This window comes from Paenibacillus sp. FSL E2-0177, assembly GCF_037992975.1.
In the GTDB taxonomy this organism is placed as follows: Bacteria; Bacillota; Bacilli; order Paenibacillales; family Paenibacillaceae; genus Paenibacillus_AQ; species Paenibacillus_AQ odorifer.
The window spans coordinates 650,839-665,076 of the sequence record NZ_CP150307.1; the positions used below are offsets into that span (position 1 = coordinate 650,839).

The window sequence follows — 14,238 nt, forward strand, 5'->3', positions numbered from 1 at the left end:
AAAACAGGAATCTACGAAATCGGGAAAAGCGGGGTAGATCAATGATGAAAACGTGGCAGGCTGTAAAGCGACTCCTTCCCATGACCGCTATGTTTGGACTCTTTCTTGCCGGGTGCGGTCGTGAGGACTTGTCAGTACTCAGACCACAGGGACCTGCAGCAGACAGATCTTACGGATTAATGGAGCTGTCGATCAGCATTATGATCGTGGTGTTGCTGATTGTCTTTACGATTGCAGCTTATGTACTGATCCGCTTCCGCAGAAGACCGGGTCAGAATGAAATCCCTGAGCAGGTTGAGGGCAGTATGAAACTTGAGATTCTCTGGACAGTCATTCCGCTCATCCTTGTTGTAGTACTGGCCGTGCCAACGGTGAAAGCTGTGTTTGCCGCTGGAGATGATCATTCCAATGACAAGAATGCGATCAAGGTTAAAGTAACCGGCCACCAATACTGGTGGGAGTTTGAGTATACCGACTATAAGGTAACTACAGCGCAGGACTTGATTATTCCGGTGGGCAAAGATATCGCCTTTGAACTGGAAACTAAAGATGTGCTGCACTCCTTCTGGGTCCCTTCTCTTTCCGGTAAAATCGATACCAACCCAGCTGGAACGATTAACCGCTTTAGCTTTAGTGCGCCTAATGAAGGCGTTTACCGTGGGAAATGTGCGGAGCTATGTGGACCTTCTCATGGATTGATGGAATTTAAGGTGAAATCAGTTAGTGAACAAGAGTTTCAAAAGTGGATTGATTCGATGAAAGCACCTGTAGCTGTGCTGCCAGAGGATCCTGCTTTAGCTGAGAAGTTCAAAGCGGCATGTCTGACTTGCCACGCTGTAGGCGATCAAGGGATTAATAATGCGCCGAACTTGACCGGAATTGGTTCTCGGGAATCGATTGCTGGAATTCTGCTCAACGACGACACGAGGGAAGATGGTGCGCCGATTGAAGAGAATCTCAAAACCTGGCTGCACGACCCGCAATCCGTAAAACCAGGCAATCTGATGCCTAACCCCAAAGATCTGGGCCTGAGTGATGCTGAGATTGATGGCATTGCAGAGTATCTGGCCAACTATAAGCTGGACTAATGCCTTAGCCTAAAGGCGGGCGGAACTTTCGAAAAGGGGGGACGAACTTTGGCTCAAGCAGCGCATACCTTGAATTCATCCAAGCCTCTGGGGCACGGCCACAGTGTGAAGCGCCATACAGGACTTATGGATTGGCTAACAACCGTCGATCACAAAAAAATCGCGATTTTGTACCTATGGGCCGGAGGATTATTTTTTGGCATCGGGGGAATTGAAGCGCTTCTGATTCGTTGGCAGCTCATCAAGCCGATGAATAACTTTTTGGATGCACAAACGTTTAATGAACTCATAACCATGCATGGTACGACGATGATCTTCCTCGGCGTCATGCCAGTCATCTTCGCACTCATGAATGCCGTCATTCCGCTACAGATCGGTGCACGTGACGTAGCCTTTCCTTTTCTAAATGCACTTGGTTTCTGGACCTTCCTGTTCGGCGGGATTCTACTGAATCTTAGCTGGGTTATGGGTGGTGCTCCTGATGCCGGGTGGACCGCCTACACCCCACTATCTACGAGTACATACAGCACTACACACGGTGTAGACTTCTATACGATCGGCTTGCAAATTGCCGGATTAGGGACCCTCATCGGGGGGATTAACTTTCTAGCCACGATCATTACGATGCGTGCGCCGGGAATGACCTATATGCGGATGCCGATGTTCGCCTGGACTACATTTATTACTTCCGCCATTATTTTGTTTGCTTTTCCAGCAATAACAGTAGGTTTAGTACTGCTGACATTCGACCGGATTCTAGGAGCCAATTTCTTCGAAGTCGGAGCCGGAGGAAGTCCAGTGCTATGGCAGCATATCTTCTGGATATTTGGTCACCCGGAAGTGTATATTCTCATTCTGCCTGCCTTCGGGATTATTTCTGAGGTCATCCCAACCTTTTCGCGTAAAAGACTGTTCGGATATAGCTCCATGGTGTTTGCAACCATCTTGATCGCCTTCTTAGGTTTTATGGTTTGGGCTCACCACATGTTCACAACTGGACTTGGACCTGTAGCTAACGCGTTGTTCTCCGTATCAACGATGTTAATTGCGGTTCCGACCGGGATTAAAATTTTTAACTGGTTGTTCACGATGTGGGGCGGGCAAGTACGTTTCACAACCCCTAACCTGTTCGCTGTAGGATTTATTCCTACATTTACTATGGGGGGAGTAACTGGAGTGATGCTGGCGTCCGCACCTGCTGACTTTCAGTTCCATGATACGTATTTTGTTGTAGCGCATTTCCACTATGTTATTGTAGGTGGTTTGGTGCTTGGCCTGTTCGCAGGTCTGCACTACTGGTGGCCAAAAATGTTCGGAAGGATGCTGAGTGAGACGCTGGGCAAGTGGACTTTCTGGACGTTTATCATCGGATTCCATCTGACCTTTTTTGTACAGCATTTCCTTGGGCTTATGGGGATGCAGCGCCGCGTATTTACTTATTTACCAAATCAGCAATTTGATTTGCTAAATCTAGTCAGTACCATTGGTGCAGGACTTATGGGTGTTGGTATGATTATTTTCTTGGTGAACATCTTCCTGACTTCCAGAAAACCAGCGGATGCAGGCAATGATCCGTGGGAGGATGGACGTACATTGGAATGGACCATTCCTTCACCGCCGCCAGAATATAACTTCAAGCAAACACCTCTTATTCGGGGGATTGATGCCTTCTGGAAAGAAAAAGTAGCAGGGAATAAAGGCATGACACCAGCAGAGCCGGTGGGCTCAATTCATATGCCGTCAGCAACGATTTTACCGTTTACGATGTCTATCGGAATTTTTATCGCTGGGCTTGGCTTTATGTTTAGCCGTGATGAATTCGGCAATGCTTTTATGAGCTTCCTGTTTAATAATTATATCGTTACAGCCATCGGTCTTATTATTACATTTGGATCCATGCTGATGCGTTCGCTGTATGATGATCACGGATGGCATATTGAACCTGAAGAGCTGGAAGGAAGTGAGCGGACATGACAACGGCACATGCAGAAGCTTCTAAGGATACCTTTCCGCACGAGCCGGAAAAAGCTACGCTCGAAGGACGCAACAAGGTTCTTGCCTTTTGGCTGTTTCTAGGCGGCGAAGCGGTATTGTTCGGCACGTTGTTCGCTACTTTCCTCGCACTGCGTAATCAGACGAATGAGGGGCCTTCGGCGAATGAACTGTTTCACCTGCCGCTTGTAGCCGCTGCAACATTCATCCTGCTGGTAAGCAGTCTGACGAGTGTATTCGCTATTCAAGCGATGCACAGAAATCGGCCGGCACTGCTACGGAATTGGCTTTTAGTTACTGTAGGTTTAGGTTTAGGTTTCCTGGTTTTGGAGATCTATGAGTTTACTCAATATGTAAGACACGAAGAATTCGGAATGACCACAAGTGCATTCAGCTCGGCATTCTACACACTGGTAGGATTTCATGGTGCGCACGTAGCTTTCGGGATCGCTTGGATCTCCATCTTGATCGGGCAGCTCGCCCGCAAGGGGTTAACGGTAGTTACTGCACCAAAAGTGTATGTGTCAGCCATGTACTGGCATTTTATCGATGTAGTATGGGTCTTCATCTTTACGGTTGTATACCTACTCGGAAAGGTGGGCTAGGCACTATGACGACGGATCAGCATATGCCAGATAGCGGCGGGTATAAGCAACGTCATCGGCATGAAGGACCACAGAAACATATTGTTGTCTTTATTTTCTCCATTGTCTTAACATTGATTGCTTTCGCTGCTGTTGCGGCTGGGGGCGTAAATGCAACCTTTGCGATTATTTTGCTGCTGGTAATGGCTGTTCTTCAGGTCATTGTGCAGATGGGCTTCTGGATGCATCTAAAAGATAAAGGGCATCTTCTGCCGATTCTCTTCATGCTGGGTGGCTTCTTTATCGCTGGGACCTGTATTGTTATGTCGCTGTATTGGGTTTGGTGGAATTAACGGACGATAATGAAAGAGGTGGGCTGCGATGCCCCCTCTTTTTGATGTTTAGATATATGAATTCCTGCGCTAGGAGGTTGGGATTATGCTGGGATTAGAATACTTTAGTTTTGCTGAACTATGGAGTCCGCTTTTTCTAGCGGTAATGCTGCTGCTGACAGCAGGTTATTTTGTGTGGATTGGTCCGATTGCTGGGCGTTATGCCGATTCATTACCGGTGCCATTTTGGCGTAGAGCGTTATTTGTCTGTGGGATGCTTGCCCTTTACCTGGCACAAGGAGGACCCATTAGCCTTTTAGGGCATATGATGTTTTCCTTCCACATGGTCAGTATGGCCTTGTCTTATCTGGTAGCGGTGCCGCTGATTATGCTTGGAATTCCAGATTTTATCTGGCGCAGGATACTAAAGGTGAATCCGCTTCGGCGGTTATCTTTTTTAGCTCATCCGGTAGTAGCTGCTCTATTGTTTAACGGACTTTTTTCCTTGTACCATATTCCTGTTATTCATGATTATGTGATGCTGCATTTTACTGTTCATCGTATTTATTACATTGTTTTGTTCCTGACTTCTGCTTTAATGTGGTGGACACTGATTAATCCGCTGCCGGAACATCGTATGGCGAGTGGGCTTGGGAAGATTGGATTTATTTTTCTGAACATGGTATTGCTGACGCCGGCTTGCGGGCTGATTATATTTGCCGATCATCCGCTCTACGCCACTTACAGTGATCCAGAGACTTGGGCGCGTGCTATGGGCTATTGTATCTCGGGTGACCCCTCTGTTTTACTTCAGAATTTTGGAGGTCCTGCATTCTTTGAAGTGATGTCGCCGAAGGTGGATCAACAGGTAGGAGGCATCGCGATGAAGTTCATTCAGGAATTTATTTTTGCCTCTATGCTTGCTTATGTGTTCTATCATTGGTATAAAAAAGAGAACGGACAAGACGACGATGAATTGTCGACGCCATCCTCAACACTTCAGGAGAGCAACTTGAACCGTGCATAACTGGTAGACTGCCGAGGGGGAGAATCATGGATATTTTCACAGTGTTTCCGACTATTAGTACGTCATTCATCGTGATCAGCGCGGTGCTGGTGGCTATAGGTTGGTGGCTCATTATCAAGGGCAAACGCGAGGCGCATAAGAAAACGATGATTGCTGCCGCTATCGCTGCGCTGCTGTTTTTTATTGTTTACGTATCGAGAACGTTGTTTGTGGGAAATACCTCATGGGGTGGACCGGATGAACTGAAGACAATTTATCAAGTGTTTTTGATCTTCCATATCGTTCTGGCAACCGTAGCTGCGGTATTCGGACTTACTACGTTAACTCTTGGTTTCAAGGCGAAGTATTCCAAGCACCGTAAGTGGGGCAGAGTGACATCGATAATTTGGTTTATCACAGCGATTACAGGCGTTATGGTGTACGTGCTGTTGTATGTTTTGTATCCAGGTGGACATACCAAGCCGGTGTGGGAAGTTATTTTGGGAGCGTAAAATAAGTGCTTGAATAGAGCACAGAGTTTAGTGCGTTGAGCGAATGAACAGCACTAGAGTAGCAGAACCGTAAATAGTTATGAAATAAGCCTATATATCTGCATGTTCCTGAGTAGGGATTGCGGGTGATGGGCTTATTTTGGTTTGTAGAGCTTCGGGATCTGTCCCGAAACTGAACGAAGTTAGCTCGAAAAAGACGCAATTAGGGAAAACCTCCCTGATAATGCACGAAAGTAGCTAAAAAAGGCCATAATTAGGGAAATCCTCCCTGAAAGTGAATGGATTTAGCTCAATAACGGAGTAATAGCTGAAATTTTGGGGAGGATTTCCCTAAAAACTAATAATCTAAGCTCGGTTGGGCAGATTTTAGGGAGTTTTTCCCTAATGTTAATCCGCCCGGCAGTCGCCCATATCCCATACCTGAAACTGCACTAGCAGCCGAAACGGTATCCCACACCCGAAACCTGAACCAGTCAGCAGCCGAATCAGCACCCCGCCCCCGATACCGCACCATCCGCCATACCCGCATCACACAATCGGAACTGCACCATCCGCCGCACACGTATCACACAATCGGAACTGCACCATCCGCCGCACACACATCACACAATCGGAACTGCACCATCCGCCGCGCACGCATCATAACCCCGAACCAGCACCACAGCCGCACCAGCATACTAACCCGAACCAGTATCTGCTCCGGCACTCGCCTCCATAACGAACATCACACCAACACGTTGCATAGAAGCAGAGAGTGAGCTCTTACTACTTCATTTCCAGAATGAATTATCTAATAAACTCCATTATCCCAGCTACATTCGCCCCCGTAGCAGCATTCTGCCTCAATTCCCCCTCATTGTAGTTAATCTCAATTAATAAGCGTTACCTAACGTCTGAGAGTGTCTTCATAAGCTTGAAGTATGAGGTTGCCCAAACCTCCTATTTCTTTAGAATAATTTCCAGTTACAGGATTGACAATGAAAAACCAAGGTCATATACTGTGTATATAGATATATACAGTAAGCACAGGGATATGAACACCTGCTTCTGCTAGACGCTGAAGACATTGTAAAGCGAGGTTAGCATTAATGAGAACATTAAAAGATTCATGGTTTATGTTGCGCTCTGATTTTCGCGGAGACAAATTAAAAATATTAGGGACCCTCGTGATAACAGTTGTTTTTATGAGTTATCTTGGTGGACTGACTAGCCTGATAGCAAATGATGTACTAGGTGAGCAGGATCGGACGATGCTAGCGGATTTCTTATTTCTTTCCTTTATCCCCTTATTGGGATTAACATTCTCTCGCCGTTCCATGAAATATTGGAGTGAAGACTCATACACAAAAATGTTGGTTTACTTACGAACTTTACCGATTCCAGCTTCAGTAATATTATTGCGGAGAAAACTTCAGGGTGTGATCTCCTTTACTCTAAATGGCACGTTATTCTTCGGTATTATTTACTTGTTAGGAGAGAATTTTCGGGCAGAGCTGGCGGTTCCATCGTATATAGCTTTTGCGATTACTTGGCTCGGCTTCGGATTCATGGTCTCAGGTCTATATATTTTTATTGAATATCTTTTTAGCGGCAAAGCTTATCTATGGCTAACATTGCTTATCGTAGTTTTATCGTGGGCAACATCGTTCCTAGTTACACTGGGCGGAGGCAGTTTGTTCTTATACAGTATCTCCTATTCTAAGGAGTGGGGGCTGTTATCTCCGATCATGTGGGGGTCACTTCTGCTGGGAACAATATCTGTGCAGTTATTCTCTAAATGGACTATACATCGGCTGAAAAGTCGCAATCTCATATAAAAAATCGGAAATGGCAAGGACTGCGCTCTAGCACGCTAGAGTGGAAGGCGAGGTGTAAATAATGTGGATACCGGTACAAATCAACGAAAATAGTGCAGAGCCCCTCTATCATCAAATAGAGACTCAGCTTAGATCATTAATCATTAGCGGAGTCATTACAGAAGGTACGCTGCTGCCCTCGATTCGTGAGTTCGCAGGAGATCTGAAATGCAGTGTAATTACCGTGCGGCGGGTATATCAGGATCTGGAGAACGAAGGTTTGCTGCGAACGCGACAAGGAACGGGTACCTTTGTATCCCATGTAGGTGACGGAGCCATGGAAGAATATAAACGTGAAACGGTTGGCAAAGCACTTGAGAGTGCAGTGGATATCGGCCGATCGGTACATTGCAGCAAGGATGAAATTGAACAGATTTTTATGGAGATTATAGAACGCAAGTATAGAGAAAAGGATTGAGAGGGGGCGCTTACTCATATGGTACAGATGGCTATAGAATTGCGGAATGTACTTAAACGGCGGCGAAACAAGACGATAGGACCGCTGACCCTGAATCTGCCTAAAGGATATATTACAGCTTTGGTAGGTCAGAATGGATCTGGCAAAAGTACGCTGCTGAATCTGCTGATGCAGCTGACTAATCCAGAGGAAGGCGAGATATATTGGTTCGAGAACAGGTATGATAGCGGGTTGTCTCTGGAGCTTCGCCAGACCATTGCCTATGTTCCTGAAACGTCAATTACTGAGGAGAACCACTGGAATGCAGAGGAGGCAGCGCGATTTCGGAAGTATTGGTATCCAAATTGGGACGATCAGTATTTTCACGAGCTGATGGATCGCTTTGAGGTTCCGTATCATACGAGACTTTCGAAGATGTCTAAAGGGGAGCACCGGAAATTCGAAATTGCTGCAGCACTTGCGGCACGGCCAAGTCTGCTGCTATTGGATGAACCTTCATCGGGTCTTGATCCTTTTGCCTGGAAGATTATGATCGAGACACTTCGTAAATATATGGATGAGCACAACGCAACGATTATCATCTCCACACACATTGTGGATGAGGTGCGACGGCTGGCGGATTATATCGTCCTTATGCATCGGGGAGAACTGCTGGGTATGGCTGAAAAAGACAGTCTGTTCGGTGCTTGGACCGAGGTTTGGGTGAATGCTGCGGATGAAGAGGAGCTTGCGGAGTTATCGGCTGAGTTGCCAGGAGGCTTGCACTTTACCATGGATACACCGGGTGTAGCTTCTTTTATCATAGAACAATTTTCTGAAAACGAGAAACGCATTCATGACTTGGGCGTAAAGGTTATCAAGAGCCGCAGTTTGGAGCTGGACGAAATATTAAGTTTATGGACACAGGGTCATCGTCCTATTCTAATTGACCACAAGAGAGGGGACTAGAGAAATGGAAGCCTTAAAGCTGGAAAGTGTAGTTAAGCAATATGGAGAAAAAACCGCAGTAAACGGAATTAACCTAACCGTAGGTAAAGGGGAAATTTACGGATTACTGGGGGCGAACGGCGCGGGGAAAACAACCACGATGCGTATGGTGCTCGGCCTAATCTACCCTGATGAGGGCAAGATTTTGTATAACGGGAAACCTTTCAACAGTGAACTGCAGCAACTTATGGGTTATCTGCCCGAAGAACGTGGACTATATCCTAAGGTGAAGATCAGTGATCAAATCGTTTACTTGGCCCGCCTGCGTGGGATGTCAGCTAGTGATGCAGATAAGAGCTTGCGCTATTGGCTGGATCGATTCGAGGTTCCGGATTATTACAATAAAAAAATAGAAGAGCTTTCCAAAGGAAATCAGCAAAAAATGGGCTTTATCGCCGCTGTCGTTCATAAGCCGCAGATTCTGATTCTAGATGAAGCTTTCAGCGGGCTGGACCCAGTAAACGTGGAGCTGCTGAAAGATACGGTCAAAGAATTACGTGATTCGGGAACAAGTATCCTCTTCTCTACGCACCGGATGGAGCATGTGGAAGAGCTATGCCGTAATATTACGATTCTCGATCGTTCCAATACGGTCGTTCAAGGGGATATCCGCACGATCAAGAATGGCTACCCGCGGGAAGAAGTATTGCTGCGTACAGCTAATGAGGTAAAAGGTCTGGAGTCCATCGCAGGTGTTACAGCAGTTAAACGGCTGGAGCGTGGGTATCTGTTATCGATCAGTGAGATCGGTGCAGCACAGCGTATTTTACAGCAGGCGATAGCACAGGGTGAAGTGGAGCATTTTGAAATCAAGGAACCTACGTTAAACCAAATCTTTATCAGAGCGGTGGGTGAATCTAATGAATAAGATGGGGACAATTATCGGCTTTACCTTTAAAAATAAAGTTAGAACGAAATCATTTATGATTACTACTTTGATTCTAGTATTATTGCTCAGCATAGGGATGAATCTTCCCTATATCATCGATCAGTTTAAGGGTGATTCGGCCAAAAGTGAAGTTACTCAAATTGCTGTGATTGCTGAAGAGGGAAATCAGGTTGCAGAATTGTTGAAGGCTTATACTGCGCCAGAGGGCATGCCACAGGCTAAGATAGTACAATATGCTTCTGCGGAGGATGCCGAGTTAAAGAAAGCATTAGATGAAGAGACCGTAGAAGGTTATGTTACTTTTGCGGAACCTACTGGTGAAGGGCTTCCACCCGTTACTTATCATAGTAATGATGGGGAACTAAACGGAGATGTGCAAGTTTATCTCCAAAATGCACTTCAGCAAGCAAACACACAATTCATCGTTGGCGACAAGCTGACCTCTGAACAGATTGCTGCAATGTCAACGCCTGTGCAGATTACTACACAACAGCTTAACGCAGGCGGTGGCAGTGAAAGCTCTCAGGAGGACACTCCAGCCATTAACTACATTATCGTATATGCCATGCTTATGTTGTTCTTTATGTCCATTATGATGACAGGCAACATGATTGCCGCAGAGATAACTTCTGAGAAAAGCTCGCGGATTATGGAGATTCTGATTACAAGTGCCTCACCTTTAGCGCAAATGTTCGGTAAAGTTATCGGTGTTTTCCTAGTAGGAATATTGCAAATTGGGATCTTTGTCGCAGCGATCGTCGTCAATTTGACGCTCCCGCATAATGCGACTGTATTGGCTGATTTTGATCTCGATTTAGGCCAGCTCAATATTAACTTGCTGCTCTATGGATTTGTCTTGTACGTATTAGGTTACTTCCTCTATGCCTTGATGTATGCGGCTGTAGGTTCGATTGTCAGCCGTACGGAGGATCTCGGTCAGGCGGTAATGCCAATCATGATGTTAGGCTTCGTAGCGTTCTATGTTCCACTGTTCAGTATCTCCAATGCAGATACTCTAGTGGTTAAGATAGCGAGTTATGTGCCTTTCACCTCACCATTGACGATGCTGCTCCGAATTGGTGTCGGCGAGGTGGCGATCTGGCAAGTCATTGTATCGCTGCTGATCCTGCTTGTGACTACCTTCATCTTCGGATGGCTGGCAGCCAAGATCTATCGTACCGGCGTACTGATGTACGGCAAACGCCCAAGTATTAAAGAAATCAGAAAAGCAATGAAAGCTTACAAGATCTAAGAAGACCTCATATAACTTTTAAGGAGTGCTAATGATGTCTACAAGCGAACAATATACCATTATGCTTTTAATGAGTTCGGTATCGCTGGCTACGGTTAGTAGAATGCTTCCGGATGGCTCCACTTTTATGGATTTCGTTCAAGGCGTATTGACTGGTGTTGCTATAGTGGGGATGTTGGCAGGATTGTGGATGTACGGTAAGGCGCGTAAGAGTAAAGTGTAATAGTAGGAACTGAATTTTCGGGGGTATCCTAACAGCCATTTATGGTTGCTGGGATATCCCCGTTTTTGAGTTGGCAATCTCTTTGTATACGAGCTGATATAGCTAACGGACCCAGCAGCACTTAAATGCAGCAATCATCGAGATTTAGCAAGATATCGGACACTATAGTCGCTATTGGCATGAAAAATGGTGAATTAGTAGCTCTTTTAACCAAATAGTTGCACTGGAGTCCGATACTATGCTCAAAAGGCGATAAACGTGTAAGTAACGTCATCTGGGTCCGTAAGCCTTGTCTTGGTGGAAGATGATTAGGGCTTGCTTTAAGACGATCCAAGACGCTCATCGCTCGAGATTTTTACTTTCGGACTCAGAAGGCGTTATTTGGCGATTTCAAGGTCTTTTGAAGGGGGTGCGGACTCCAGTGATGCTATTGAGTGGAAGTAGGCGTATATTTGGTGCTCTATAAACAATTAGTGACTCTGGAGTCCGAACGCCGACCATATTTGAGGAAAAGCTTCAATTAAAGGCTCCTGAGTCCATTAGTCGCTTCATGCGCTTAAAGATTGTCTGAATTCTAGTCAGTGACTAAATTATAGAAAGATTTGCGCTCGTTAGTATATCCGTTTGGGTGGTCATCTGCTCCCGTACAGCTCTAAGCTGTGCTTTCAGTGCGGGAACACTTTTTTGCAGAATAATGCTTATTTGAGAAAGAGGCAGCTTTAGGCCGTACCACATGACCTTCACAAGCTGTTCCTCCCAAGGTAATGCCTTAGCCGATAGAAGGGAGCGCCGGGCAAAAGAATCAGCACACTGGTGAATACAAGTGCGGTAAGCGTGGATAGAGAATAACTGAGGATCAAAATCATCCTGACGATATATTTTATGAAGCTCTGTGAAGGTGCGGATAGTAATCTTGTCTGCCTCATTAGATTGTTCTAACAACATGGAACTAAGTACGTAGACTTCATTAGTGTACTTTTGAACACACTCTGCAAATTTAGTACTGTAGGTGGACTCGGGAGGTAAGGGGTCAGGCATGGTGAACACGATCCTTTCAGATTGAGAGATTTGCTTGAATCTATAATATAGAAAAGTAAGAGATGGATTTATTGATGAGATCGGCGGTGTCTGGTTCCGGGCAACTGTGTTTCTGCTGGGAGGCAGTGGATAAAGCTTTTGAAGGCTTGTAGTAGAGCCGTTCACTTCTGGAATTGCTCCCCCCTGCTGCAACACTGTACAGACGCCCTTGCTGAATATGCCCTGCCAAGGATTTACCCTGGAGCTTGGCCTTTAAATCCTGCAAAGCACCCTGAACTAGCTCAAGCTTAACCTGCTCCCAATCTGAACCTTCGCGGCGGACCTTATCCAGCGCTTCTTCAAGACGGCAATGACAGATGGCCCGTAAAAAAGAACTCCATTTAATAAGATCGAAATTTTTGGTGTTAGCAGAGATCAGACAAGCCCCCCAACTGCAGCCTCCCTTACAGGTGAGCTTCAGAATACCATAACGGCAGCCTTCAGCCCCTTCCATTCCATAGTGAATAGGCTCGGGTTCATCCAATACAAATACTTCAATGCGGGATAGTCTGCGCTGGTCCATAGTAGGGTTCCTCCTTAGATTTCCAAAAGCTTTAAGTCAACATGATGAGTGACACTAGCCTTTTCTACACAAGCGAGCATCTCCATTTTATTCTCACAGACTGCGGTATGCTCTAGCCATAGTCGGAACTTCTCTTTTCGTATAACAGATAGATGTAAGGGAAAGGTGCTGCGGGATCTCAAGACATACCAACCGGCGCTTACATCTTTCCAAGGCTCCTTGAAGGCTGTAAACCACGGGAGCTTTTGGTGTGATGACCAATCCTGCTGCTGCTGTTGTTCTCGAATTTTTTTATATATCTCATATACAATCTTAGAGTCTAAACAGTCTTTACAAGAAGAAGGTGTGCTGAACTGGCGAAGGGCTTGGATCTGGTTCTGGCCAAATGCATAGCCTACAATGTACCTGTGATTATGTTCTTCGAACCACAAGGCCCCGAAACAAACGTAATTTAGACTTATCGGCTCAAGCAGCCCTTGATGTATCCCTAAATAATAGTGCTTCAAAACATTCACCCCATCCAGCGTGCTATCACCTAATAAGCTCAGGTAACGCAAAAACCGCAGCAAGAGGAGGACCTCTGCTGCGGTTTTGGATTACAGGCAGATATACCTGGGCCAAAGCGTGGCGGATCAAGGGTCTCTCTCTTTACGCTTACGAGGTTAGCTGTCGGATTCGGACGGTGAGAGTCGCCCTACCTATTGAGACTTATGCAGTCTCCTTTGGATTCACCCCAAGTAGGCCAGGTGGCCTGATGGTTCCCCCGTTCCCTGCGAATGCAGGAACTCAGCGTTGATTGTTTTTCATGAATTAGATTCAACCCGAATCATACTCTTTTCAAGATTTTCTGTAAAAAACGGAAAATGTTCTTTTAGAGCAATTTTAACCATATCCTGCCGACTACGACTGAAAAACGAGGTAAATAGGTATTTATGGCGTGTTATCGCGCCTCTTTCTCGCTCAGCCTCAGCTTCTTGCGTTTCTACCTATAATGGGAATTTGCAGTATTTTCGCTCTAAAAAGGTGAATAAAATCACATGGGTTATAGATAGCGATTAAACGCTCCAAACTCGAGTAAACAAGAGATATAGAGAGATTAGATATCAAGTAAGCGCTATCTAATGGGAAAATAGTTTTTAATTTGCATTATTTTGGCATCATTCAGGTTTTACAAGTCTTCGTGCATAAGAGTATGATTACTCCTGTTTCAACGACAATCGAATATTTGATCCGCTTAATTTCCGATAAGGAAAGCGGGGGAACCAACAATCGGCAGCCGATGTGAGAGTCGGAAGCCGATTATGGGGTGAATCCTGTAGAGGGTGTGAGTGAGCTCGCATCTATACAGGTAGGGCGACTCTCACCGCCCGAATCCGACAGCTAACCTCGTAAGCGTATGGAGAGAGGATGAGTGCAATGTGACCGCTAGCGAGCCACAGAGGAGATCCTTTGTGGCTTTTTGCTGTGCTCTTAGAAGCAAAGCATTTATGGAGGCCTCC

Annotated in this window: 16 protein-coding genes and 2 riboswitches; of the genes, 12 read left to right on the top strand and 4 right to left on the bottom strand. The window is 45.8% G+C overall.

All coding sequences use genetic code 11. The annotated features are described in order from the left end of the window. Positions 1-41 precede the first annotated feature (41 nt). From coxB to MHI25_RS03025, 6 genes are all read left to right on the top strand, one after another. Positions 42-1,088, top strand: coding sequence for a cytochrome c oxidase subunit II (coxB, locus tag MHI25_RS03000; RefSeq protein ID WP_076124488.1), 1,047 nt, complete (start codon positions 42-44; stop codon positions 1,086-1,088). A gap of 126 nt (positions 1,089-1,214) precedes the next feature. Next, the gene (gene ctaD, locus MHI25_RS03005) at positions 1,215-3,062 is read left to right on the top strand and encodes a cytochrome c oxidase subunit I (protein WP_076124740.1); all 1,848 of its coding nucleotides are present in this window, start codon (positions 1,215-1,217) and stop codon (positions 3,060-3,062) included. Beyond that, a complete protein-coding gene (locus MHI25_RS03010; RefSeq protein ID WP_038568531.1) occupies positions 3,059-3,685 on the top strand; it encodes a cytochrome (ubi)quinol oxidase subunit III in 627 nt (208 codons plus the stop codon). The genes ctaD and MHI25_RS03010 overlap by 4 nt, the downstream gene beginning before the upstream one ends. Before the next feature lie 5 nt (positions 3,686-3,690). Beyond that, complete coding sequence (locus tag MHI25_RS03015) at positions 3,691-4,017, top strand: cytochrome C oxidase subunit IV family protein (protein ID WP_036682505.1); 327 nt, start codon at positions 3,691-3,693, stop codon at positions 4,015-4,017. An 85-nt stretch (positions 4,018-4,102) separates the two neighbouring features. Beyond that, a complete protein-coding gene (gene ctaG, locus MHI25_RS03020; protein WP_076124487.1) occupies positions 4,103-5,023 on the top strand; it encodes a cytochrome c oxidase assembly factor CtaG in 921 nt (306 codons plus the stop codon). 26 nt (positions 5,024-5,049) lie between these two features. Next, complete coding sequence (locus MHI25_RS03025; protein WP_076124485.1) at positions 5,050-5,514, top strand: DUF420 domain-containing protein; 465 nt, start codon at positions 5,050-5,052, stop codon at positions 5,512-5,514. 565 nt (positions 5,515-6,079) lie between these two features. On the opposite strand, the gene MHI25_RS03030 is transcribed toward MHI25_RS03025, so the two are convergent. Then, entirely contained in the window at positions 6,080-6,220 is a 141-nt protein-coding gene (locus MHI25_RS03030; protein ID WP_340394957.1) for a hypothetical protein, read from the bottom strand. A 382-nt stretch (positions 6,221-6,602) separates the two neighbouring features. Between MHI25_RS03030 and MHI25_RS03035 the strand changes: the two genes are divergently transcribed. From MHI25_RS03035 to MHI25_RS03060, 6 genes are all read left to right on the top strand, one after another. Next, on the top strand, positions 6,603-7,331 hold the full coding sequence (locus MHI25_RS03035) for a hypothetical protein (RefSeq protein WP_076185183.1): 729 nt from the start codon (positions 6,603-6,605) through the stop codon (positions 7,329-7,331). A 61-nt stretch (positions 7,332-7,392) separates the two neighbouring features. Continuing rightward, on the top strand, positions 7,393-7,788 hold the full coding sequence (locus tag MHI25_RS03040) for a GntR family transcriptional regulator (RefSeq protein WP_076185182.1): 396 nt from the start codon (positions 7,393-7,395) through the stop codon (positions 7,786-7,788). A gap of 18 nt (positions 7,789-7,806) precedes the next feature. Then, the gene (locus tag MHI25_RS03045; protein WP_340394958.1) at positions 7,807-8,736 is read left to right on the top strand and encodes an ABC transporter ATP-binding protein; all 930 of its coding nucleotides are present in this window, start codon (positions 7,807-7,809) and stop codon (positions 8,734-8,736) included. Between the two features lie 4 nt (positions 8,737-8,740). Further along, positions 8,741-9,643 (top strand): ATP-binding cassette domain-containing protein, encoded by a 903-nt coding sequence (locus MHI25_RS03050; RefSeq protein ID WP_036676693.1) that lies wholly within the window; start codon positions 8,741-8,743, stop codon positions 9,641-9,643. Beyond that, entirely contained in the window at positions 9,636-10,916 is a 1,281-nt protein-coding gene (locus MHI25_RS03055) for an ABC transporter permease (protein WP_076124479.1), read from the top strand. The genes MHI25_RS03050 and MHI25_RS03055 overlap by 8 nt, the downstream gene beginning before the upstream one ends. Positions 10,917-10,950: 34 nt before the next feature. Continuing rightward, a complete protein-coding gene (locus tag MHI25_RS03060; protein WP_076124477.1) occupies positions 10,951-11,139 on the top strand; it encodes a hypothetical protein in 189 nt (62 codons plus the stop codon). Between the two features lie 585 nt (positions 11,140-11,724). On the opposite strand, the gene MHI25_RS03065 is transcribed toward MHI25_RS03060, so the two are convergent. The 3 genes from MHI25_RS03065 to MHI25_RS03075 form a co-directional block, all read right to left on the bottom strand. Then, positions 11,725-12,084: a hypothetical protein gene (locus MHI25_RS03065; RefSeq protein WP_340394959.1), complete on the bottom strand. Its 360-nt coding sequence runs from the start codon at positions 12,082-12,084 to the stop codon at positions 11,725-11,727. A 133-nt stretch (positions 12,085-12,217) separates the two neighbouring features. Next, positions 12,218-12,739, bottom strand: a complete 522-nt coding sequence (locus MHI25_RS03070) for a hypothetical protein (RefSeq protein ID WP_051490930.1) — start codon at positions 12,737-12,739, stop codon at positions 12,218-12,220. Between the two features lie 14 nt (positions 12,740-12,753). Beyond that, positions 12,754-13,308: a hypothetical protein gene (locus tag MHI25_RS03075; RefSeq protein WP_076124474.1), complete on the bottom strand. Its 555-nt coding sequence runs from the start codon at positions 13,306-13,308 to the stop codon at positions 12,754-12,756. Positions 13,309-13,376: 68 nt separating this feature from the next. After that, a riboswitch (cyclic di-AMP (ydaO/yuaA leader) is annotated at positions 13,377-13,541 on the bottom strand. 419 nt (positions 13,542-13,960) lie between these two features. After that, positions 13,961-14,150: riboswitch (cyclic di-AMP (ydaO/yuaA leader) on the top strand. Positions 14,151-14,238 lie beyond the last annotated feature (88 nt).